12 protein-coding genes are annotated in these 24,739 nt (G+C 44.4%); 10 read left to right on the top strand and 2 right to left on the bottom strand.

Going from position 1 to position 24,739, the window contains the following annotated elements; all coding sequences use genetic code 11:
• Window positions 1-284: 284 nt before the first annotated feature.
• Together GKS34_RS16180 and ffh are read right to left on the bottom strand one after the other, a co-directional pair.
• Window positions 285-1,316 (bottom strand): chemotaxis protein CheB, encoded by a 1,032-nt coding sequence (locus GKS34_RS16180; protein WP_163386020.1) that lies wholly within the window; start codon window positions 1,314-1,316, stop codon window positions 285-287.
• Window positions 1,317-2,192: 876 nt separating this feature from the next.
• Window positions 2,193-3,530, bottom strand: a complete 1,338-nt coding sequence (gene ffh, locus GKS34_RS16185; RefSeq protein ID WP_163386021.1) for a signal recognition particle protein — start codon at window positions 3,528-3,530, stop codon at window positions 2,193-2,195.
• A 284-nt stretch (window positions 3,531-3,814) separates the two neighbouring features.
• Between ffh and GKS34_RS16190 the strand changes: the two genes are divergently transcribed.
• The 10 genes from GKS34_RS16190 to GKS34_RS16235 all read left to right on the top strand — a co-directional run bounded on the left by GKS34_RS16190 (window position 3,815) and on the right by GKS34_RS16235 (window position 24,697).
• A complete protein-coding gene (locus tag GKS34_RS16190) occupies window positions 3,815-4,303 on the top strand; it encodes a DUF6508 domain-containing protein (RefSeq protein ID WP_163386022.1) in 489 nt (162 codons plus the stop codon).
• Between the two features lie 472 nt (window positions 4,304-4,775).
• Window positions 4,776-9,140, top strand: coding sequence for a T9SS type B sorting domain-containing protein (locus GKS34_RS16195; RefSeq protein ID WP_163386023.1), 4,365 nt, complete (start codon window positions 4,776-4,778; stop codon window positions 9,138-9,140).
• Between the two features lies 1 nt (window position 9,141).
• Entirely contained in the window at window positions 9,142-10,119 is a 978-nt protein-coding gene (locus GKS34_RS16200; RefSeq protein WP_163386024.1) for a PorP/SprF family type IX secretion system membrane protein, read from the top strand.
• Window positions 10,120-10,224: 105 nt separating this feature from the next.
• On the top strand, window positions 10,225-12,666 hold the full coding sequence (locus tag GKS34_RS16205; RefSeq protein ID WP_163386025.1) for a hypothetical protein: 2,442 nt from the start codon (window positions 10,225-10,227) through the stop codon (window positions 12,664-12,666).
• Window positions 12,666-13,370, top strand: a complete 705-nt coding sequence (locus GKS34_RS16210) for a class I SAM-dependent methyltransferase (protein ID WP_163386026.1) — start codon at window positions 12,666-12,668, stop codon at window positions 13,368-13,370. Before GKS34_RS16205 ends, GKS34_RS16210 begins: the two co-directional genes overlap by 1 nt.
• A 378-nt stretch (window positions 13,371-13,748) precedes the next feature.
• Window positions 13,749-14,414 (top strand): glycosyltransferase family 4 protein, encoded by a 666-nt coding sequence (locus tag GKS34_RS16215; protein ID WP_240459333.1) that lies wholly within the window; start codon window positions 13,749-13,751, stop codon window positions 14,412-14,414.
• Between the two features lie 540 nt (window positions 14,415-14,954).
• A complete protein-coding gene (locus tag GKS34_RS16220) occupies window positions 14,955-18,101 on the top strand; it encodes a SusC/RagA family TonB-linked outer membrane protein (protein WP_163386028.1) in 3,147 nt (1,048 codons plus the stop codon).
• A gap of 5 nt (window positions 18,102-18,106) precedes the next feature.
• Window positions 18,107-19,645: a RagB/SusD family nutrient uptake outer membrane protein gene (locus tag GKS34_RS16225; protein WP_163386029.1), complete on the top strand. Its 1,539-nt coding sequence runs from the start codon at window positions 18,107-18,109 to the stop codon at window positions 19,643-19,645.
• Between the two features lie 261 nt (window positions 19,646-19,906).
• Window positions 19,907-23,164, top strand: coding sequence for a DUF1553 domain-containing protein (locus GKS34_RS16230; protein WP_163386030.1), 3,258 nt, complete (start codon window positions 19,907-19,909; stop codon window positions 23,162-23,164).
• A gap of 81 nt (window positions 23,165-23,245) precedes the next feature.
• Window positions 23,246-24,697 (top strand): DUF1501 domain-containing protein, encoded by a 1,452-nt coding sequence (locus GKS34_RS16235; RefSeq protein WP_163386031.1) that lies wholly within the window; start codon window positions 23,246-23,248, stop codon window positions 24,695-24,697.
• Window positions 24,698-24,739 lie beyond the last annotated feature (42 nt).

The following is a 24,739-nucleotide window of genomic DNA, read 5'->3' on the forward strand; positions in this document are numbered from 1 at the left end:
GAATTTTTTCGGGCTTTTAGAGGCATACCCAACCTTCAAAAAATCGCCTCCAAACAAAACTTGAATTAACTGAAAATCGCCGCCAAAACAGGTTTCTTTAGACGTATAATGTGGTCCCAGCATTTTATTCAGGAAGGACCCCTAGATATCCAAAAAATCCAGACTCAAACCCGATAGGCACTTCACCGGTTCCCTCCGAATAAACCGGGGCAGGTAGTGCTGCAGCGTTTTCATGCTTGGCTTTACAAGCCGCACTAAAACCTAGTTGTTAGTTGCTGTTTTCGTCAGGTAGGCATATCATCCCCACCTTCATTCTCAGTTGTTTTCAAAATTGATCTAATCCTATCAATATGAACCTGTGACTTTTTTATCCTTTCAACTGCTGTTTGAGAACCAACACCTTTTTTCCCTCGTGCCATTTCAGTCAGTAAGTTTTTATGCTCCTCGAACATCCGTAGTGCAGTCCACATTGTTTCTTCAATCTTGTTCGTCTGTTCAGCAAAAAGGGAAGCTGCCGTATAGGCGTGCCCGGTATGGCAACGGAACCGTAAATTGCTATCCTTCTCTACTTTCCATAAAACACCACCGCAACCCGGACAGTTAAAAGGAACCTGATCGCCCAGTTTATTTACGGAAGACAAATCGCTTAACACACGTTCGGCAATTTTAGCCTCTACTAAAACATCTTTTGGAACAGGTTTGCGCATCGGTAATTTCCGTGGAATAATCTTGTAAAGCAGGGGCCCCATTTCAGCTATGGGCAGGCAATAATCTACTTTTATGTTATTCAGGACATTTCTTGGCATATCTGGATACTCGGCTTCGTCAGGATCCTGTACGATACATATTCCTCCGCATCTTTTAATAGCTTTCATTCCTGATGTTCCATCATCAAGATAACCGGTTAGCAATATCCCGATTACACCAGTCCCAAACGCTACAGCAGCTGACCGAAATAACGGATCAATAGCAGGACGCGACCTGTTTTCATGGGCTCCTTTAGTCACCAGCATTTTCAGGTTCCCTCCAATCAACAGGTGATGATCTGATGGCGCCAGGTATAAATTTCCGGGCTTCAAGTTGTTTCCGCTTTTTGCATGCTGACATTTTACGGTATTTAACTTATTGAGCTCGTCTATGAGTACATTTCCCGTAGCATCAGGAGAAATATGTCTAACAATCAATACCGGAAGGGGGAAGTCTTTGGGAAGTTGGCTTATTAGTTTTTTTAATGCACTCAGCCCCCCTGCAGATGTACCTATTACAACTACCCGGGAAATTTTTTCAGGCTTATCGGTTTTACTGCTTTTTTTCATTTTTTTTTAACAACTAATTAAAATTTAATTAAGTGCTAATCCACAACATTCTATTTCCTCTGGTTTTCTAAAAATTGCAACCAAATACCGGACCGGCTAACCGCAGCCCTTGCGGTTACTTCCCTCTTGGCCTTACGTAGAAATCCCCTAAATTTAGAAAAATATCCCAGACCTTCAACTAGTTTTTTCATTTCTTGATTTACCATAGCCGCCCGGCAGATCATCCGAAGATACAAGCCGAACCGGTCGCTTGATGCCTACGTCGGGCAAGAAGCTGTTCGCTAATCGAACGTTAGCGGTTTTTCCATTTTTTTTGTTTTCCCCAATCACCTCCATCACCATCCCCTACATTCCCTGAGCAGCGCCGAAGGAAACGAAACCAAAAGCCATCATCAAACCCTCAATCCCCGGTCCCTGAGCGGAGCGGAAGGGAGTCCCTCAAACATCGAATCTCCTGGTTTGCTAGAAACATCTGTATACAGCTATGTTTTGAGCCTGGTTAGCTGTATTCGTACTGGGCCCTATGCCCGAAACCGGGTTTTTAGTGGTCAAATTAAGGGCTTCGTATATAAAATCAAGAATGAAAGTTTATTTTTATTCCGGTCTACCCTTATTACTGTCCAGTAAAAATGCCATGATAGAAGAAACCGTGTTTTTTCCGATGTTTTGAAATCGTTTTTGCCCAATGGATTGATCTATTGGGTTTTGGTCGAATGGTGGGGCGTCGGTTGTCGGGTTAGGGCATGCCCTGACCCGATTCTTTTGGATCCAGGTGCAGCCATCGTTTCCACCTACCTAAATTAATATTTTATCCTGAAAAAAAAATACCGGCAAGAAAACCCGCCGGTATATATAAGATATGAGGATACGGCTTTCTTACCGCCGCTTCATATTGCCTCCCATTGCACCCAGGGCTTTCTGGGCACCGCCCATTTTATTCATCTGCTTCATCATCTTGCGCATGTCGGAGAATTGCTTCATCAGGTTATTAACCTCCTGTATGCTGCGCCCGCTGCCATCGGCAATGCGTTTTCTGCGGCTGCCGTCCAGCAAAGCGGGATTGCCGCGCTCCTGTGGGGTCATGCTGCGGATAATGGCCTCAATGGGGACAAAGGATTCGTCGTCTATATCCAGTCCCTTCATGGCCTTGCCCATGCCCGGGATCATTCCCAGTAGGTCCTTGATGTTGCCCATCTTTTTGATCTGCTCCAGTTGGGAAAGAAAATCGTCAAAATCAAACTGGTTTTTGCGGATTTTGGCATTCAGCCGCTTGGCCTCGTCTTCATCGAAGGATTGCTGGGCTTTTTCTACCAGGGAGACGACATCTCCCATGCCCAAAATCCGCTGGGCCATCCGATCGGGATAAAAAAGGTCCAGGTTTTCCATTTTCTCCCCGGTGGAAATAAACTTGATGGGCTTATTCACCACGTGGCGAATGGAAATAGCCGCTCCACCCCGGCTATCGCCATCCAGCTTGGTAAGCACCACTCCGTCAAAATTCAGGCGCTCGTCAAAGGTCTTGGCCGTATTGACCGCGTCCTGACCCGTCATGGAATCTACGACAAACAGGGTTTCCGAAGGCCTGAGGTTTTCCTTTAAGGAAGAAATCTCGTCCATCATGGCCTCATCCACTGCCAGGCGACCGGCGGTATCGATGATGACTGTCTTTTTGCCGGATTTTTTGGCGTATTCTACGCCGTTCTGCGCGATCTGAAGGGCATTTTGATTGCCGGGTTCGGCATAGACTTCGATACCTATCTGCGTTCCAAGGGTCTTGAGTTGCTCCACCGCTGCCGGACGGTACACGTCACAGGCGACCAGAAGTACCTGCCGGCCTTGTTTTTTCAGGTAGGTTCCCAGTTTTCCCGAGAAGGTGGTTTTACCCGAACCCTGAAGACCGGATATCAGAATGACAGCTGGATCTCCTTTGATATTGATCTCCTCCTTGCTGCCCCCCATCATCTGGGTGAGTTCTTCCTGGGTGATTTTCACTAGAAGTTGCCCCGGAGATACCGATATTAGCACGTCCCTGCCGAGGGCCTCTTCCTTGATCTTATCGGTTACCTCTTTGGCTACTTTGTAATTGACGTCGGCATCGATCAGCGCTCTTCGGATTTCCTTTACAGTAGTGGCAACATTAATCTCAGTAATCTTACCCGTACCCTTTAAGGTCTTAAAAGCCCTGTCTAATTTATAACTCAGATTATCAAACATGTCTTTATTCTTTTGAAGCAACAAAAATAGGTTTTTTTTTTAAGCTTGTCAGGGAAGATGGGAAAGTATTCCTTGAAAGATAAATGCCCTTTTTCTTGTATCTGAGTAATTTTCTATTAATTTTTGTTATAAAAAAAACGCAAAAAGGTGTATTTAATATACAAAAATACCCCAATCGGGGTATTTTTTTGATGAAAAAAAAGTCGTTACTTACACTTTCGATTACACCACTACCAATTAATTATCAATGAGTTATTATTTAATTAACCAAAAACCAAACAAAAATGATCAAAGACCAAATCCCGCTGTTTATTCCCCTGGGGAATTTTTCAGACCACTGTAACAGCTTAGACAGAAAAAAACTGATTCCTATTATTGACTTAGTCCATGAAATGGAGCTTAAATTCTATAAGACGGAAAAAATATTGGGAGTACAGGACTTCAGTAATGTCCCACTGAGTACACTGTCCTTGAGCGGAATTCATGTCAGGTTACTGGATGCCATATTAAAGTTGAGACTGGTACCCCTTTTCGATTGGATGTCCTGGAAAAGCGAAGCAGAAAGGTATTATCAGGATCAAACCCAGTTGTACAGCCTGGATGCGGTCACCTTAGGTAAAATCATGACCGTACTCCTGCGATCTCAGACCATATACGGTCCGACCTTCCTGGAATCGAAAATTAAGGATAGGTTTGTTTTGAATCTTCTCAAAGCCATCATCCATTCCCTGGATGGCAATTCATTAGTGAATTCGTCCGGAAACCTGGATTAACAGTCGTAATACAATCCCTACAATCAAGTTTATTTCCCCCTCCACTTTTCAGCGCTTAATCACCCACCATTCTTTTTTACAAAGCTGAAACCTATTTTCTGGCTTATTTATTTTTAAAAAACTAAATTCAGGTCCAAAACCTGGAAATTAAAATAATTTTGGAAAAATAACGGAAAATCAACAAGCGATTCCAATAATTTATACGTTATTTAAAGTGTTTATAATTGTTTCTTAATGGTCACAACCTGTCCCGAATTTATTCGGGAGAGTCTCGCATGATTGATAATCGTCCCACTGTGTGACGTTCTCATCATGCTCGATTTCATAGGTTTATAAATTGCTTTTAAAAGGTCATATGCCTGCCTAGCGGCAGACAGGGAATCTCGCACCTGCCTACCGACAGGCTTGATTTCATGTTAAAGAATACGTTTAGTCAAGATACTTTTTTGGAGTAAAGGAAAATGAAGTTTTAATGAGGGTAGAATTGAAAGGGAATTACTTAATACGTTTTTTTGGAATACTTTTTTTATTGTTTTCAAGTATTCTGACACCGCTGACATTAGCGGCCCAGGACGAACCGAACCTGGTATTGGAAACCAACCCGGTGACCTGTACCGGAAATGGGACGATTAGCGCGAGCCTGGAAGTGGAAAGCGATCCCACGGACCTGATCTACCGTTTATTTCGATTAGGGGAGGATAGTCCCCTGGTTGAAAATGAATCGGGTGTCTTTTCTGATTTACCGGTAGGCACCTATCTAGTGGCCGCTGTTTTTACCCTGAACGAAAATCCCCTGGAAGTTTCGGCGGAAATTGAGCTGGTTTCCAACTTTCAACCTTTATCGTATACGGTAAGTGCCCAAAATCTCTGTGAGAATGCCCTTGGAAGCATTGAAGTCGTCGTCAATCAGGGCAATCCGGAAACGTTTGAGTTAAGAGGGGATGTCGAACGCCCTCCACAGGCAAGCCCGGTATTTGATGCCATTCCTGCGGGCAAATATACCGTCGTTGTCACGGACGAATGTGGCGACCGCCTTTCCCAATCTTTTGAAGTACAAAAAGCCGAATTCATTCTGGAGGAGGAATTTCAACAATTCCAGGCAGAATTAAGCAGTTGCGGTGAAATTGCCGTGGGCCATCTGGTGCGTTCGGTTGGTGCTGAAATCGCCTACCCTCTGCAAGCCCGGTTCACCGTCTTCGCCCCGGATGGATCCACTCAGGAAATCACCACGGAACTCAGTGAAGGCGGGGCTACGGAAAGCGTCATCTATGGAAACCTCCCCTTTTATACAGGAGAAGCCTATTCCTACGATCTGGAGGTAACGGACAATTGTGGACAAACAGCAGTATTGGAAAACAACCTTATCGACCGAACACTCACCATTTCCGAAGACCTTTTCTGGGGCGCTGGCCTGTGCGGCAAGCGGAGGCTGTCCATCAAACCAACCAATTTTGTCGCCCCTTACACGGTTAGTTTTACCGAATACCCGGGAGATTTTGACCCTGAATTGTTCAACGAGGGATACCCCGGACCATTTACGGAGGAAAATCTCTTTTTTGGCTCCGAGGAAATGCCCATCCCCTTTGGAACGTATTCGTTCAGCATTACGGATGCCTGTGGCAGTACTGCCAGCATCTCCAGGGAATTCAAAGACTTGCTCAGCGGGCCGGTGCCAACCGTTTACAAGGGCTGCGGCCCCACTACCGGCTCACTGCAACTAAATAGTTTTGATTACGAGTTTACCCTAATAGAAATGACCGCAGGCCCGGCAAGCTTTGCCGGACAACTCCCCCTGGACCTTTCTGAAAACATCAGTCAAAACGATCCCAGAAGGTTCTTTATGAGTAATCTCCCTGCCGGTGACTACGAGTTTACCTCCTATACCACTTGCAATACCGAGCATGTAACCGAGATCACCATTGAAGGTGCCGAAATTCTGACAAATGATTTGAACATCGAGGAAAATTGCGGTTCGTTCAATCTATCGCTGAATCATCAGGACAACCTGGACGAAAACCAAACCACCCGATTTGGGATTCAAAAACGAAACACGGACACCGGAGAATGGGGCCATCCGGAAACTGGCATGTCCTACGTAGAAGGAGAAGAACTGAATGCTGAAAATTCCATCCTGATTGTCAATGGTGCCACCACAATCAATCTGAGCTACTATGGTGAACTGCGGCTGGTGAAATCCATCCGGGTCTGGAAAAACGGTCAGGACATTATCCCTAATGAGCCCTCCTATAATTTCTGCCTGGAGACCTTGGAAGAATTTGAAGTAAAGGAACGAAGCTCTTTTACCAGTATCAATACCTTTCAGTGCGTGGAGGGTAGCTATGAATTGTCCGTAGATGCGAGCGGATACCCGCCCATCACTTACAAGATTGTGGAAAAGGATGGATTGCCATTTGAAATTAATAATGGTTCGGATCCGCTTTTCCAAAATCTGGAAGCCGGAAGGTACCGCGTACAATTGGAAGATGCCTGTGGCAATCTGACCAACACCACGGTTCAAATAAGTGGGGAAAACCTTCCCAAAATCATCCCAGAAAACCTCTGTGAAGGGGATAACGGATCGCTGTCCATAAAAAACCTTGATTTTCTGTCCTTCGAATGGTTCAATAAAGCCAATCCCGACGAGGTCCTCAGCACCGAACCCAGTCTGGAGTTTACGCCGTTTAATCTGGCCACACATGAGGGAGTGTACGGGGTGCGCCTGAGTAATGACACGCCCGGCTCCTGCCTGAATGAGACCCTGGAATTTACCATCGATGAGGCCAGCCTGAATCCGGAACCAGGAATTGGCCAGGAAGTGATCGTCTGTAAAGGAGAAATTGTGGATTTGTTTGACTTTCTGGAAGGGCCTTATAATAACTACGGAACATGGGAAGAGCTAAGCAATAGTGGTGCCTTGGTGGGAAATGTCTGGTCATCGGCCAACCTGACCACTGGAACCTATACGTTTGAATACACGATCACAGGCATCTGTTCTGGTGAAAGATCAACGCAGGTCACGATCAATTTAAGTGCCGTTCCTCCAGCACCGCAGGGAGAAGGCTTGCAGGAATTCTGTGCTCCCGGAAATTTTACGGTAGCAGACTTGGTGGCCACAGGAGAAAACATTCAGTGGTACCTCACTCCGGAAGGCACCAACCCTCTTTCCAGCGAAACCAGCCTGGAATCAGGCAGGACTTATTACGCAGAGCAGCAAGCAGATGGTTGCCCATCAGACCAGCGATTGCCCGTAGAAGTGGTACTCTACCCGGAAGTAACTGGTTTCGAAATACAGGAAAACCAAACTGTGTACCAAATGGAGGTCCCGCAGATTTTAATCGGGGAAACCGCCTCGGGTGGGTCGGGGGATTTCAGCTACCAGTGGGAAATTCAATCCGGAGATGCTGAATGGGTACTCATCACAGGGGCTACCAATAAAGACTTTCCTGCCCCTCCGCTAATGGAAACGACCCGATTTCGAAGAATTACGGAGGACCCGGTATGCGGCAGTTACACCAGTAATGAAGCGATCCTTACCGTGGAAGTGGCTCCCATAGTGGCCAATGGCGAACAATTTGGTCCGTTCAAGAATTTTGAAGAACACCGTCTTCCATCCATTTTTGCCAATGACAGCCTGAAACTGGAACCGGTAACTGGTGAGGATGTTTCCCTGTCTATCCTTTCCATCACCGATGAAGCCGGAGAGGAACAAAATCTGGTATACTCCCTGGATGAAAACGGTTCGTTTTTTCTGCCGGAAGACACGCCTCCCAATTCCTACCTGTTGCAATACCGCATTTGCCAGTCCGAAGTGCCGACCAATTGTGCCGAAGCGCAGATCCGGATTACGGTGATTGGAATCAGCATGGATCTGGAGAAATCCATTGACCGGACGCAGGCTGTCCAAGGTGAGTTGGTCGATTATACCCTCTCTCTGACCAACACAAGCCTTTTCCCCTTGGAAGAAGTACAGGTAACTGATCTGTTACCCGAGGGGCTAATGCTGCTCTCTACCAGTCCCCAGGCTTCTGAAGGAGGAATCTGGGTCATTCCGGAAATTCAACCCGATGAAACCATCCTGCTGGAATTATCTGTCCTGGCAGCCTCCGAAGGGAGTTTTACCAATGAGGCGCGGGTAGAAGTGGAGAATTTTGACGAAACGGTTGCCAGTGAAGAACTTCAGGTGCGCCCGGTAATGGTGGATCTTTCCATTCAAAAAACATCCGGTACCGAACCGGTCCGTGACGGGGATGAATTCGAGTACCTTCTTACCATTACCAACGATGGAATGGATGAAGCGGCGCGGGTTCGGATAGTCGATTTTCTCCCTCCTAATTTGCAATACTTGCAGGCCAGCGTTCAAAATACCGGATTGCCGGCGGCCCCACAGTTCCGCCAGGAGGGGCAACAACTGATCTGGGAACTGGACCGATTTCCAGTCGGCGCGGAGTTGGAAATACGCCTGACCGTGTCTGCTCGGGAAGATGGCAGAATAAGCAACCGGGCAGAAGTGAGTAGTGAGGGGGTAGATACCCAACCCGAAAATAACACAGCCCTGGAGCAAAAAAGCATCCTCCCCTTGTTCATTCCAAACGTGATCAAACCTGATTTTGATGGGAAGAATGATACCTTTGTCATTCGGGCGGATCACAAGTTTGACCAGGTGGAAGTATTGATATTTAATCGCTGGGGAGACCTGGTCTTTGGAGCGGAGGATTATCAAAATGACTGGGCTGCCGAAGGGCTCCTATCAGGTACCTACTATTATCAGGTGAGGGGGATGGATGCGCAAGGCAATGAAAAGGAATACCAGGGCTGGATACAGGTAATCAAAGAATGAAATGAAGGGTAGCTATTACACATATTTGATTTGGGTTCTACTTGGAGCGATTCTTCTCCCAACAAGCGGAAAGGGACAACAAATGCCTCAATACAGCCAATACGTTTTTAATGCTTTGCACATCAATCCAGCCTATGCCGGCTACAAGGTAGATCCCTTCGTCCAGGCCACCTACCGATCTCAGTTTATGAATTTCCCAGGGGCTCCCCAAACCTACACCCTCTCAGCGGACATGGGTAATCTGGAAGAAACCATGGGCTATGGCATGTCTATCATTTCGGATCAATTGGGCCCCAATAAGATCCAATCCCTGCTTTTGACCTACACCTATAAGGTACGCTTAACGCAGGAAAGCTTTTTAGGATTGGGTATCAGTTCCGGGGTTTCCGAGCACCTGTTGGATGCCGGAAAGCTACTACCCGATGACCCTAACGACCCAGGGATTCCCCAAGGCCGGATCAATGCCTTTACCCCAAATCTTAATGCCGGGCTGCTCTACTACTCTCCGCGGTTTTTTTCCGGAATCAGTGCGTTTAATCTGGTAGGCCAGAAAATACTGCAAAACCAGGACCTGGCACTGGCCACCCACAATTACCATTTTTATTTTCAGGTGGGCGGCTTGCTTCCCATTACGACAGAGGTCACGTTTAAACCCTCCCTGCTTGTCCGGGAAGACTTGAATGGCCCTGGAAGCTATGATCTCAACGCCATGTTTTTATTTAACGAACGGTTTTGGCTGGGTACTTCTTTCCGCTCCGGATTTGGAAAGGCCGAGGTACCGGAGGCTTCCCCTTTTTCTACCCGAACTGCCGTAGCGCTGCTTATGGATCTCTTTATTACCGAAGACATCCGGTTTGGTTATGCCTATGATTTTAATTTAAATAGTAAAAACAACTACCGAAATAACAGTCACGAATTTTCCATTGGGTATTATATCCAAAACAAATGGCTGAAAACACCCCAACAACGGTATTTTTAGCCGCTTTCAATTATTTCCAATCCCATATGCTGTGCCATTATTCCCGCGAAATTTACTAATTTGCAGGGCATTCCTTTCAAAAAACGTAGACCAACCTTTAGGATCATGGATTTTAAATTTAAAGAAGTAATTCTACCTCATTTTTTAGCCATTCTTTCCTTTTACCTGATCGTAGTGATTTACTTTTCTCCCGTTGTGTTTGAAGGGGAAATGATGTTTCAAACTGATATCCTGCAATGGGAAGGATCGGCCAAAGAGCTTCTGGACCACCGGGAAAGTACCGGGGAAGAAGCCCTGTGGACCAACCGCATGTTTGGGGGCATGCCGGCTTACCTGATCCACCTCGACCCAAAAGGGGACATTACCAATACCCTCATTAAAATTCTGACGCTGGGGCTTCCCCACCCCATCAGCGCCCTTTTCTTTGGCATGACGGCCATGTACCTGCTTTTGCTCGGGTTTCGGATTAGACCCATCGTAGCTGTCCTGGGGGCATGGGCCTTTGCCTTCAATACCTTCAACTTTCTGAGTCTGGAAGCGGGACATAATGCCAAAATATGGTCGGTGTGCCTTATTCCCCTGATCCTAGCGGGTGTTCATCTGGCTTTTCATAAGAAAAAGCTCCTGGGCGTCGCGGTTACTGCCCTGGCCGTCTTATTGCAGCTAAAGTTTAACCACCTGCAAATTACCTATTACACGCTGATCATGGTGGTGGGCTATGGCATCGGGCAACTGGTCGTCTATTATAAAGAAAACCGTATCCTGGAATTTTCAAAAATTACTGTCATGCTATTGGCAGGAGCCATTCTAGGAGGCATGGGCAATTTGGCAAGACTTACTTCGGTGTTGGAATACAGCCCTTATTCTATCAGAGGTGAGAGCAACCTACCGGAGACTGGGGAGAACGATACCGGACTGGACAAGGACTATGCGTTCAGCTGGTCCAATGGGATTGTGGAGACCTTTACCCTGGTAATCCCCAATTATTATGGCGGCGCCAGCCAGCAGGCATTGCCGGAAGATTCGGCCTCGGAGAAAGCCCTGCGATCCCAGGGAGCGGATCCTGCACAAACCAATCAGTTTATTCAAAATGCCCCTACTTATTGGGGCAACCAGCCTTTTACCGGCGGCCCTATTTATGGCGGAGCCATTATGATATTTTTATTTGTACTTGGGATCTTATTTGCCCCTCCCCTATACCGAAATGTTTTTCTGGCCCTTACCCTGTTGAGCCTGATGCTTTCCTGGGGAAAAAACCTGGCCTGGTTTAATTATACGCTCTTTGATTACCTGCCGGGATACAATAAATTCAGAGCTGTATCCATGGCACTGGGAGTAACTTTATTTCTAATTCCGGTGCTTGGTGCATTGGGACTGGAAAACATGCTTCAGAAAAGCCAGTTACCCTCTACCAAAAAAACATTCCTGAAAGGGGTCGCTATCACTGCCGGTTTAATTATTTTGGCTGTGCTAGTAGCTTTTGGTCTGAATTTTCAGGGAAATGCAACGGGATATCCTGAATGGCTTCTTTCGGCACTAAAGGAGGATCGGCAAAGCTTATTGCTCTCCGACACCTTTCGCTCGCTGTTTTTCATTGGCGCTACTGCAGTGCTGATTGGACTGCTTCTGTATAAAAAATTAAAAACCGAATGGGCAATTTTGGCAATAGGACTATTGCTGCTGGTGGATCTATACGGGGTAAACAGAAGGTATTTGAATCAGGAAAGCTTCACCCAAAACCCAAGCGAACAGCATTTTGCTGCCACTCCGGCAGACCAGAAAATCATGCAGGACGAGGGATATTTCCGGGTATTAAACATACAGAACCCATTTAACGAAGCCCGAACCAGCTACTATTTCAACAGTATTGGCGGCTACCATGGGGCTAAAATGAGTCGTTATCAGGACCTCATCGAGCGGGTATTGACTCCGGAAATGAACAATTTTATTCAAAAGGCTCAGGAAGGAAACTTTGACTATAATTCCATACAGGTATTGAACATGCTCAATACCAAATACATTCTGGCTGGAAGGTCGGAAAATGCCGTATTCACCAATCCGCAGGCCAACGGACCCGCCTGGTTTCCCGAGGAAATCATACCGGTGGACAGCAACGAAGAAGAGATCAATATCCTGGCAGGGCTGGAAACTAAAACAGAAGCCACTTATAATTCCAGCCAGGATGCCGGAGGCCAATCGTTACCGGCAGGTAGCGGTAGCATCTCCCTGAAAAGCAGGGCACCGGATCAGTTGGTGTATTCTGCCCAGGTGGAGAAGGAAGGCCTGGCCGTATTTTCAGAAATCTACTACCCTGAAGGCTGGAAAGCGATTGTGAATGGCGAGGAAGCTGAAATCCACCGGGTAAATTACTTGTTGCGTGGACTGGTACTTCCTGAGGGCGAGGTTAGGGTGGAGATGCAATTTAAACCTGATTATTACCAGTCAAAGGTGTGGATTACAAACATTACCCAGTATACCATACTATTGTTTTTAATAATTGGATTGGTTATTAACTCGAAAAAAAGTCGGGCAAAAAAGATAATGTAATGGAACAACACGTAGCTCAATTCTACGATGAATTTGCTAATAATCAAATACGAATTGGAGTAAATTCAAGACACCTAAGCATCATAGATAAACTGGTCCAAGCTGGTTTAAAACCACACCACCATGTATTAGAAATCGGTTGTGGCATTGGCACTGTGAGCCATCTTATTGCAAAAAAGACACCAAAAGGAAGTGTTTTAGGAGTAGACATTAGTCCAAAAAGCATCGATCAAGCAAAGAAGGCTTGGCCTACCCTTACAAACCTTTCTTTCGAGGTATCCGATATGAAAGGATTTCGGAAAGAAGGAAAAACCTATGATTTTGTTGTCCTTCCCGATGTATTGGAGCACATTCCGGTATCAGATCATTTTTCCCTTTTTGAGACGATTAGCTGGCACAGCAATGAAAACACCATCATTTTTGTCCATATCCCATCCCCCCGGTTTCTTGAATGGTTAATCGAAAATGAACCAAAAAACCTTCAGGTGATTGACCAGCCGTTAGAAACAAGTAATCTTGTTAAAAATGTTTCCTCTAATGGCTTCTATCTTGAAAAGATGGAGACCTACAGTGTTTACTACAAAGAAAAGGACTACCAATACTTTGTTTTTAAGAAAGAGAGGCCAATTACAAAGATCTCCCATAGCAATAAATGGGTTATTTTATTAACAAGAATTTGGATCCGTATTAAACTAATATTTTAAATTGGTTTAAGGATTTGTGAAATGATAGTTTATATTTCTCCGATAAACACCTCATTTATTCAAAGGGACTTGAAAATGCTAAGGTCAAATTTTCAGGTTAAACACCTAACCTTGACCGACAATCCCTACTTTTTACCCTTTTCATTACTTATTCAAAGTTTCCAATTATTTTTTCTACTGCCATCTACAGAAAAATACCTCTGTTTCTTCTCTGGCTATCATACTGTTATTCCTGTAATCATGGGTAAACTATTTGGAAAGGAAGTGATCATACAATGCGGGGGAACAGATGCAGTGAACTTCCCCGGAATAAACTACGGAAACTACCGGAAAAAATGGCTGAAAATGGCTACCATATTCAGTTTCAAACATTGCTCATTGATCGTACCCGTAGCCAAATCGTTAGTCAAGTCCAATTATACGTATGATAGATCTTTACCCCGCAACCAAGGTCTTTTGAATTTGGTGCCGGGTCTTAAAACCCCAATTCTCGTTATACACAACGGTTTTGATGCCTCTTTTTGGTTTGATAATGGAAACGAAAAACAGCCCTTTTCATTTATCACCGTCGCCACTGGAATTTCAAAGCAAAACAGGGCATTGGTAAAAGGGATAGATTTAATAGTAGAACTGGCAAAATCCTTCCCGGAATACACGTTTACTATTGTCGGGGACGAGAATTTTAAATCTCAATTACCAAACATTTTTTCGATTGGTCGTCTTCCTCAGGAAAAGATAAGGTTGCTATTTCAGGAAACACAATTTTATTTACAGCTTTCTTCATCTGAGGGCTTTCCAAATGCGTTAGCTGAAGCCATGTTATGTGGTTGCATTCCCATCGGGTCAAACGTGGGTGAAATACCAGAAATAATTGCAGATTCTGGCTTTCTATTACCAACAAAAGATATAAATGACCTGAAAAAAATATTCACTAAGTTCACGACGAGTAATTTGGCGAAACTCCGCTCAGATGCATCTGAGAGAATTAGAAGTAAATTTAGTTATGAAAAAAGAAAAGAAAAGCTTTTGAAATTACTCTCATAAAATTAGAAGGTATGATCGGTTGTTTTTTGGTTATTATTCGGATTTATTTTTTTTCGTTTTTCAGCCCCTCCCACCACCAATTTAATTTTAAATAATCAGATTTTAACAGATCGTCAAAAAGGTTTCGGAACATGCCGGCTTGGATTCAGTCGAAAATTGATTCCACTGAAAGTGATGACAATCAGTAAACCGTTAATAGCCCTGCATTGGATTATTATCATTTATTCAAAAATGAAATACTACCAAGAGCCTAATTATCTTATACATGCATAATTTGCTGTTCATCTAATGTGACTTGACTATTATAAATTTATTCAGTAGCTTTTACGCACAAAGTTTTACTATTTCTATTTTTAATTTATTTATTTCCTTTTTTTGAAATAGACATATTTAGATTTAAATAGTGTAGTGGCAAAAAAAGCCCGTAATAATCAATTTATAGTAAATAAAATTTCAATTTTAATTAATCTAATATGTAACAGTCAATCCCATTACTTAAAAAACATTCAAATTCATTTATTATTGAAAACCCTCGAACAGATGAAAAAAAACGTACCTCCCAGAAGTAGAATTTATCAATTCTACAGAGGTGGCCTTATGTTCCACTTCCTATTATTCCTCGGCTTGTATGCCGCTCCCGTATTAGCAAACGGTGCTGAAGAATCAAAAAACCACTTTCATGATGCTGCCGCTGTTTTTGACATTACCGTCACAGGAACGGTGGTAGATGCGAATGGTGAACCGATTCCTGGTGTCACCGTTTCTGTTCCCGGTACCACTTTGGGAACAGCTACAGACCTGGACGGAAATTATTCCCTTACGGTAGAGGAAGGCGCAACATTGGTTTTTTCCTTTATCGGTTTTGAATCCCAGCGATTTGTGGTGGGAGACCAAAGCGTGATCGACGTAACACTTACTGAGGAAGCTTCCTCCCTCCAAGAGGTCGTAGTGGTAGGTTATGGAACCCAGAAAAGGGAAAACCTAACCGGAGCCGTTTCAACCGTAAATTTTGATGACGAACTTCAGAATCGTCCGCTCACCAATGCTTCTCAGGCCCTGAGTGGGCAGGTGCCAGGTGTCTGGATCAGTCAAAACTCAGGTCAGCCTGGTAGTGATGGAGCTCAGATCCGTGTCCGGGGTTGGGGAACGTTGAATAATTCCAATCCTCTGATTTTAGTAGATGGTGTAGAAGCTTCCATCAACGAAATCAACCCCAATGATATTGAAAGCATGACAGTGTTGAAAGATGCCGCGAGTGCAGCAATTTATGGGTCTCGTGCCGCCAATGGTGTAGTTCTGATTACCCTGAAATCGGGTAAGTTTGGAGAGCAGACCAGAGTGAGTATAGGAAGCTATGTTGGTCAGCAATCCCTGGGAAGAAGGTATGATATTATTGATAACAGTGTAGAATACATGGGTATGTGGAACCAGGCCTTAATGAACCAGGGAGGAAGCCCTCTATTTCCGGAATCGGTAATTGATGAGTTTAGAAATAATGATGATCCCTACCAGTACCCCAATACGAATTTCTTTGATGAGGTATTCAAAACAGCTCCCATTACTGAGCACAATTTATCTGTCAGTGGGGGCTCAGAACAGACGAAATATTACATTTCAATGAACTATCTAAATCAAGATGGAATCATGCAGAATTCCAATTCCAGCCGCTATGGTTTGACCGTTAACCTGGAATCCAAACTGAATGATTGGTTGACAATCGGCGGACGGATGAACGGTATCAAAAAAGCTTCGGAAGAACCATTCAATCTGGGAAGGATGATGTACATATTTTCTAATGGCGGATATCCTTTCACGGCACCTTATACAGAAGATGGCCGCTTTGGATCAGTTCAAGCGATCAACAGCAACGGGAATACCATCGTTGGAAACCGTAATCCTTTGATTGAAACAGCAAATGGGCTGACCTTGACGGAGAACAATTTCTTTAAAATGAATGTCTATGCTGATATAGAGTTTACAGATTACCTGACCTTGAAAACCAACTTTACTTCCCAGTACAACAGTAATCTTAGGGATAGGCATAATAGTCTGGAATTCGGTTATACCCATACTGGCGTGGAAGGGCGAAACCTGGATTACCTCACGATATTGGAAGCCAGCAGAAACAACGTTCAAAGCACGTATAATATCCTTTTCTCCACGTTGAACTTTAACAAGACTTTTAATGACATACACAACTTGTCAGCCATAGTAGGTACACAGGTAGAAAGCACGGTAATCAAAGATGTTTATGGAAGAAGGTCAGATCCTCCCAAAGAGGGATTGACCCAGGTAGATGCCGGAACGGCAGGATTTCAGGCCAACGGTAATATGAACGAATTGAGGATGCTGTCTTATTTTGGACGTGTTAATTATGCGTTGGCTGACAAATATTTATTTGAATTGAATTTAAGGGCAGATGGTTCTTCCAGATTTAAGGAGGGATATAGATGGGGGGTTTTTCCGGCATTTTCAGCCGGATGGAGATTAGGTGAAGAAGCCTTTATACAGGATTTGAATGTATTTACTGATCTCAAGCTAAGAGCATCTTGGGGTAGATTGGGGAATCAAAATATCAACTCATATTGGCCTTATCTGGCTGTTGTCAGCCAAACCAATGGACTCAGTCATAACTTTGCAGGTAGCTTTGCTCCAGGAGCTGGCGTCGTTGCCCTGGTGGACGAAACCATCGGTTGGGAGACTTCAGAGACAACAGATATTGGTGTGGAGTTCGGTTTGTTAAACAACAGATTATATGTTGAGGCGGATTATTTTCGGAAAACCACTAACGATATTATAGTTCAATTGCCCATTCCATCTATCCTTGGTGGGGTTAGCGCACCTTTTGAAAATGTGGGAGCAATGATCAATAACGGGTTTGAATTCAATATTAACTATTCCAAATTCGCTTCAAATAGGGATGAAATCGGCTATAACCTGGGTGTTAATATGACCTACATCATGAACGAGGTAACCAAATTCAGGGAAAATGCCCCGGATCAGTTGTATCTTATCCGAGAAGGATTTTCATATAGAGAATTGTACGGATACAATGCGATAGGAATATACCAATCGGATCAGGAAGCCAGTGAGCACATGTATGATAACGGTTATGTACCACAGGCAGGTGAATTAAAATATGAGGACGTCAACAATGACGGACGTTTGGGATTTGAAGATAAGATGGCTTTGGGTAATACCATTCCCAAATATACTTTTGGTTTCACACCAAGTGTTTCGTACAAAGGATTTGATTTGAGTACCCTTGTCATGGGTATTGCCGGTGCAAGTGTTTACACCCAAAACGCCTGGACTCAACCTCTTGGAATCTCAGGAGGAACCATTACCAAACGATGGAGAGACGCCTGGACCCCTGAGAATATGGAGACCGATGTTCCTAGAATTTCCATTAGTGATACCTGGAGGAGTGAACCATCCTCGTTTTGGGTAAATGACATTTCCTTCGTTAAATTAAGAAATATCCAACTGGGATATACCTTCGATCCGGCAATGACCAAAAGGCTGGGTATCCAGAAGCTTTATTTATATGGCAACGCCCAAAATGTGGGAGCCATTGTCAGCAAGGACTACGAAGGATTTGATCCGGAGCGGAACACATTTGACTCCGGAGGGAATTTTTATCCCCTTCCAAAAATAGTAACCGTTGGTGTCAATATTAATCTTTAGGTATTATGAAAACGACAAATATATTAACAATTAGTATCCTCCTATTGGGCCTATTGACTTTTAATAGTTGTAGTGAGGATTTTCTTGAGGTTTATCCCCAGGACAGGATTACCACCGTCTCTTTCTGGCAGAGCGAAAATGATGTGCAGCTGGCTTTAAATGGAATCTACAGTGTATTAAAACACCGGGGTGTTTACGGCTCAGGACCTACTTTCGATGCTGTAACTCCCTATGCCTACCAATGGGCGCACTGGAACGGCATGGAAAAGCAGATCGGAAATGGCACCATAACCGCCGCTACTTCAGGTGGGTTGTTAAATGAGCGATGGACCATGTGCTACCGGATCATTAATTTCTCTAATGACTTTTTTGAGAATATTGAAAGGGTAGATTTACCTGAAGCAAAAAAATCGACCTATTTGGGAGAAGTCCATTTTCTTAGGGGCCTTGCTTTCGCTCTTTTGGCAGAATCATATGGAGGAGTTCCAATCATTACCACCGTGATGAACACGGAGGAAGTAACCTCTGTAAGCAGAAATACCCGAGAAGAAACCTGGGCACAGGCCATTTCAGACTATGATGAGGCTATTCAAAGACTGGATCCTGTTTCCTATGAATTGGGAAGGGCCACCAAAGGAGCCGCTTTGGGAATGAAAATGAGGGCCTATTTGTACCAGAATAAATACGACGAAGTACTGGAGGTAGTGGATGAAATTGATGCGCTGGACATGTATGCCCTTTTCCCAAGCTATGAAGGGCTCTTTCAATTGGATAATGAAAACAACGAAGAGGTCCTTTTTGATATTCAATATATTGCTGGTGAGCAGGGGCAGGGAAATTTCTTTGCCTGGTTGGCACTTCCGGGAAGTGTAGCAGCCGCAGGGGCCAGCGATCCCGCCCCTACCCAACATATCATCGATGAGTATGAGATGATTGATGGGTCTGAAGTGGATCCAAATAATCCTTTTGAAGGAAGAGACCCCCGGTTGGATTTTAGTATTCTTCGGCCGGGAGCCACTTTTGAAGGCATGGTGTACCCCACAGAAGTATCTAACCATACCGGTCAAAGGGTAGGCTACAACCTTAGAAAAAATGTGGGTGAAGGAATACCATTGCTGTCTCCCAGGGTATCCCCTTTAAACTTTATTGTTTTGCGTTATGGGGATGTCTTGTTGGCAAAAGCAGAGGCCCTGATTGAAACCAACCAAAATTTAGAGGAGGCCATTAGCATAATCAATAGGATCAGAACCGAAAGAATGGATGTTACCATTACCAGTTTACCAACTGATTTATCCCAAGAGGAAGCGAGAGAAGCCTTAAGACATGAGCGGGTGGTCGAGTTTTTCGGAGAAGGCATATTGTGGGCAGATATTAAACGTTGGAATATTGGTCAAGACCTCTATCCCGTTGAAGTAAGGGGAGCCGACGGAGGTTTGATCGAGGTGAAATTTCCAACCGGATATGAGGAAAAAGATAACCTATTGCCTATTCCGGATAATGAAATTTCCTTTAATGAGAATTTGGAACAAAATCCAGGTTGGTAATCTAGCTTGATAGGAAGGCTAAAAAGTAATCCAGGCACTTGAGGCATCCTTACTACATGATAAAAAAAAAGGGGGAGTGTTTTTGCTGTGACTGGTGAATTTTTTGTTTTGCAGGATGGAGATGAAATGGTCGGGGAAATACTGATTGGGTGCTTAAAAAGGATCAGATCAGAATAATACTGGCCGTTTCATCTTCTTTTTTAACTTTGTTTAATTTCTTTTTACATTGTGAATACTTGGCAAGGAAAAGTAAAACGTAAAATGAGTCAAAATTCAGTAGTCAAAATATCGATTTCAGTGGCTATTGTACTCCTGATAATTTGGGCGATTCGTTACGAATCTGAAGTAAAATTCCCGGAGGAAGTGGAGGCTTCCTTACCTCCCGAAATTGATTTTAATTTTCATATTAAGCCCATATTATCCGACCGTTGTTTTGCCTGTCATGGTCCGGATAACAACAAAAGAGAGGCCGGTTTGAGATTAGATATAGAGGAACACGCCCTAGCGGCGTTGGGAGATGACAAAGACCATTACGCTATCGTTCCGGGCAAGCCCCATAAAAGCGCCGTTTATGAGCGAATGGTCTCTTCCGACCCCAAGGTGATGATGCCCCCACCGGAATCCAATCTCTCTTTATCAACTTCTGAAATCGCTTTGATCACCAGATGGATCGAACAGGGAGCCGACTATAAACCGCACTGGTCTTTTATCAAACCCAAAAAACCCGAAGTCCCATCCCTTGAAAAAAAGGAGTGGGCCACAAATGAAATTGATCCATTTATCCATGCAAAAATGTTGGAAAATGGACTTGAGCCCTCCGATAGGGCCAACAAAGAAACGTTAATCCGGCGGGTATCATTTGACCTTACCGGATTACCACCCACCGTGGAGGAAGTGGACAATTTTTTGAATGATGACCACCCTGATGCTTACCTGAAGCTGGTGGACCGCTTATTGGAATCTCCTCACTATGGGGAACGCATGGCCTCTGAATGGCTGGATGTAGCCCGATATGCGGATTCCCATGGTTATCAGGATGACGGCATGAGAAACATGTGGCCTTGGCGGGATTGGGTCATCCGGTCCTTCAATGAAAATCTTCCCTACGATGATTTTATCGTTTGGCAGTTGGCCGGTGACATGTTGCCTAATGCTTCCAAAGACCAAAAATTAGCCACCGGCTTCAATAGAAATCATCCCCAAAGCCAGGAAGGAGGCGTAATTGCAGAAGAGTACCGGATAGAATATGTGGCCGACCGCACCAATACATTAGGAAAAGCTATACTAGGCTTGAGCACGGAATGTGCCCGGTGCCATGACCACAAATACGATCCTATCTCCCAAAAGGAATATTATCAACTGTTTGCGTTTTTTAATAATGTTAAAGAAACCGGACAGGTACCCTATATGGGAGAACCCAGCCCCACTGTCATACTTACCGATGAGGAAGTAGAAAAAAAGCTATCCTATATTAATGAAAGGATTCATGAGATGGAAAATTCCCTGAACCCCGATCAGGAAAAATTCCAAAAAGGCTTTGAAAATTGGCTAGCGAGTTTAAAATCGAAGCCCAATCATAAAGTTGAGGTCAAAGGAAGGATTGGTCATTACCCACTAGATGCTCCGGTCAACGATCAATTTAAAAATCTGGCAGAACCATCTAAACCTGCCGACATGGTGGTCATTCAGAAAGACAAGGAAATACAAATTGTAGAAGGAAAGTTCGGCAATGCGGTTAAGTTAGTAGGAGACAGTTATGTGGATTTGGGCAATGAAATGGCCTACTTTGAGCGAAATGAACCTTTCACCATAAGCTTATGGTACAAAGCCCTGAAAGACAGTTTAGAAGGTCCTATTTTTTCTAAAACCGGGGGCTTTGCCAACGGATACCGTGGCTATGAATTATTGGTTAGGAAAGACGGAAAATTAGCTGGCTTAATGAGCCATACCTGGCCTGCCAATGCCATCGAAGTACATTCCCTTGATAAAATACCAATCGGAGAATGGGTTCATTTGGCCATGGTTTATGACGGGTCCAGTAGGGCAATGGGTCTGCAACTTTTTCTCAATGGAAAGCAGCTGGATCTGGATATTAAAACGGATCATTTAAAACGGAGTATCTTGTCATACGGCAAGGACAAATTAAGTACGGGCCATCCGGGAAATCTTCAAATCGGTAAGCGGGGAACCAATTTTGCGGAAACGCTGGACCATTCGCTAGTGGACGAATTCAGCGTGTTTGACCGTAGACTTTCCGCTATGGAAATTGAGGAATTGTATGGAGCATCAGATCCCATTCTTTCAATTGCCGAAAAAGGAAGAGAAGAAGATTTGCTTGATTTTTACCTGGTTAATTTGAATCAGAACTTTCAAAAAGGCTTAAATCAACTGACGCAACTTCGCGGAGAAGAAAATGCGATTCTCAGTGCTCAGCCGGAAGTGATGGTCATGGGAGAGAGAGAAGAGTCCCGGGCTTCATTTATTTTGGATAGGGGTGCCTACGATGCGCCTACCCATGAAGTGTTTCCCAATACGCCAAAGGCCGTGATGGAGTTTCCGGATGATTTACCCAAAAATCGATTAGGTTTGGCCAAGTGGCTGATCCATGAGGACAATCCTTTAACCGCAAGGGTGGCGGTCAATCGATATTGGCAAATGATTTTTGGCAAAGGGATAGTAGCTTCCTCTGATGATTTCGGAAATCAGGGTGATTTCCCCTCCCATCCGGAATTGTTGGATTGGCTGGCAGTTCAGTTCATGGAATCGGGTTGGGACCTTAAGGAACTGTTTAAGCTAATGGTCACCTCAAGTACCTATCGGCAATCCTCCAGTCTGAATGAAGAACTCAAAGAAAAAGATCCTGGAAATGTTTGGCTGGCACGGGGTCCCAGTTACCGTATGCCTGCGGAGATGATCAGGGACAATGCCCTTGCTGCCAGCGGCCTGCTGGTAAAGGACATCGGAGGGCGGAGTGTGAAGCCCTATCAGCCAAAAGGTTTATGGAAAGAATTGGCTACCGCCAATGTAAGAGAATACGTTCAGGATACTGGAAAAAATCTTTATCGAAGAGGCCTCTACACCATTTGGAAACGCAGTTCTCCCCCTCCATCTATGGTCAATTTTGATGCATCCGATAAATACAATTGTACTGTAGAAAGGCAAAAAACAAATACACCATTACAGGCTCTGGTGCTAATGAATGACCCCCAATATCTGGAAGCAGCAAGGATATTGGCAGAGAAAATGTTAACAAGTGGAGGAAATGAACTTCAAAATCAAATCCGATACGGCTTCAGGGCAATGACCAGTAGAAGTCCTGATCCTGTCGAATTAAAGATTTTGGAAAGGCTTTATCTGGCTGAATTAGCCAATTTTTCCGAAATCCCAGCCGCAGCAGATAGCCTGCTAAAAGTAGGAGAATATAATAGGAACCCAAACCTGCCAAAGGAAAAAGTGGCGGCACTATCTCTGGTAGCATCAACATTAATCAATTACGATGAAGCCGTATATAAAAGATGATGACCAAATGAATTGACCACCCTGCTTTTCAAGGTTTAGGTATGAAATCAGTGGCCTCCCATTCATTAAAAAAATTGTAAAATGAGTTTATTGCATAATCAACATATCGATCGACGCGAGTTTTTAACCAAGACTAGTTTGGGATTAGGCAGTTTAGCCCTTTCCTCCCTACTGGATCCTGGTAAACTCATGGCCAAAATGACCCCAGGAACCGATGGAAGCGGCGTATTGGATAATTTGCACTTTGTACCAAAAGCAAAAAGGGTCATCTACCTTTTCCAAAGCGGCGGACCCTCACAAATGGAACTTTTCGATTACAAACCCTTGCTTAATGAACGTTTTGGTCAGGAATTACCCGAATCCATTAGGGCAGGACAGCGACTTACCGGCATGACCTCCAGTCAAAATTCCTTTCCATTGGCGGGCTCTGTTTTTGATTTTGCCCAATATGGGAAAAGTGGTGCCTGGGTCAGTGAACTGATGCCTCATACGGCAAAAATTGTGGACGAATTGTGCTTTATTAAGTCCATGCATACCGAAGCCATCAACCATGATCCGGCCATTACTTTTTTTCAGTCAGGATCCCAGTTGAGTGGCCGGCCATCCATAGGTTCCTGGATCAGTTATGGGTTGGGTAGTGACAACAAGAATTTACCTGATTTCTGTGTTTTGCTTTCCAGGGGAAGACAGGGTGGACAGCCACTTTATGCAAAACTTTGGGGTAGCGGTTTTTTGCCCTCACTTCATCAAGGGGTTCAGTTTCGTTCAGGGAAGGATCCGGTCCTTTACCTTAATAACCCGGAGGGACTTAAAAATGTAAGCCGACGAAGGATGCTGGATGCCTTAAAGGAGCTCCATGAGGAGCAATATGAAAAGGTAATGGACCCTGAGATCAATTCCCGTATTGCCCAATATGAAATGGCTTATAGAATGCAGGCCTCTGTTCCTGAAACCATGGACATTTCGAAGGAACCCGACTACATCTACGATATGTATGGTCCCGATTCTCGAAAGCCGGGTACTTTTGCTGCCAATTGTCTTTTAGCCAGAAGATTGGCTGAAAAGGATGTCAAGTTCATTCAACTCTATCATCAGGGATGGGACCAACACGGGAATTTGCCTAAGGATATAAAAGTGATGAGTAAGAGTGTGGACCAAGCTGGAGCCGCGCTGGTAATGGATTTGAAGCAGAGAGGACTACTGGATGATACCTTGGTGATTTGGGGAGGAGAGTTTGGAAGAACCAATTATTCGCAGGGCAGGCTGACAGTCGATAATTACGGCCGTGATCATCATCCCCGATGCTTTACGATGTGGATGGCCGGTGGGGGTGTAAAAAAGGGCTATACCCACGGGGAAACCTGCGAATTTGGTTACAATATCGTCAAAGACCCGGTGCACGTACATGATTTTCAGGCTACCTTACTCTATCTTTTGGGTGTTGACCACGAAAAACTAACCTTTAAACACCAAGGGAGAAGGTTCCGTCTTACGGATGTCAGTGGGCATGTGGTCAAAGATATTTTGTCCTGATTACTAACAAATTCTTAAAAAACCGGAGTAATTTCCTAACAT

Origin of the sequence: Cyclobacterium jeungdonense (assembly GCF_010994275.1) — a bacterium.
GTDB lineage: Bacteria > Bacteroidota > Bacteroidia > Cytophagales > Cyclobacteriaceae > Cyclobacterium > Cyclobacterium jeungdonense.

Bases quoted from the DNA above. Each gene is read 5' to 3' on its own strand.
- GKS34_RS16195 (WP_163386023.1), top strand. From the start codon at position 4,776: ATGAGGGTAGAATTGAAAGGGAATTACTTAATACGTTTTTTTGGAATA.
- GKS34_RS16225 (WP_163386029.1), top strand. From the start codon at position 18,107: ATGAAAACGACAAATATATTAACAATTAGTATCCTCCTATTGGGCCTA.
- GKS34_RS16180 (WP_163386020.1), bottom strand. From the start codon at position 1,316: ATGAAAAAAAGCAGTAAAACCGATAAGCCTGAAAAAATTTCCCGGGTA.
- GKS34_RS16230 (WP_163386030.1), top strand. From the start codon at position 19,907: ATGAGTCAAAATTCAGTAGTCAAAATATCGATTTCAGTGGCTATTGTA.
- GKS34_RS16220 (WP_163386028.1), top strand. From the start codon at position 14,955: ATGAAAAAAAACGTACCTCCCAGAAGTAGAATTTATCAATTCTACAGA.
- GKS34_RS16190 (WP_163386022.1), top strand. From the start codon at position 3,815: ATGATCAAAGACCAAATCCCGCTGTTTATTCCCCTGGGGAATTTTTCA.
- GKS34_RS16205 (WP_163386025.1), top strand. From the start codon at position 10,225: ATGGATTTTAAATTTAAAGAAGTAATTCTACCTCATTTTTTAGCCATT.
- GKS34_RS16235 (WP_163386031.1), top strand. From the start codon at position 23,246: ATGAGTTTATTGCATAATCAACATATCGATCGACGCGAGTTTTTAACC.
- GKS34_RS16200 (WP_163386024.1), top strand. From the start codon at position 9,142: ATGAAGGGTAGCTATTACACATATTTGATTTGGGTTCTACTTGGAGCG.
- ffh (WP_163386021.1), bottom strand. From the start codon at position 3,530: ATGTTTGATAATCTGAGTTATAAATTAGACAGGGCTTTTAAGACCTTA.
- GKS34_RS16210 (WP_163386026.1), top strand. From the start codon at position 12,666: ATGGAACAACACGTAGCTCAATTCTACGATGAATTTGCTAATAATCAA.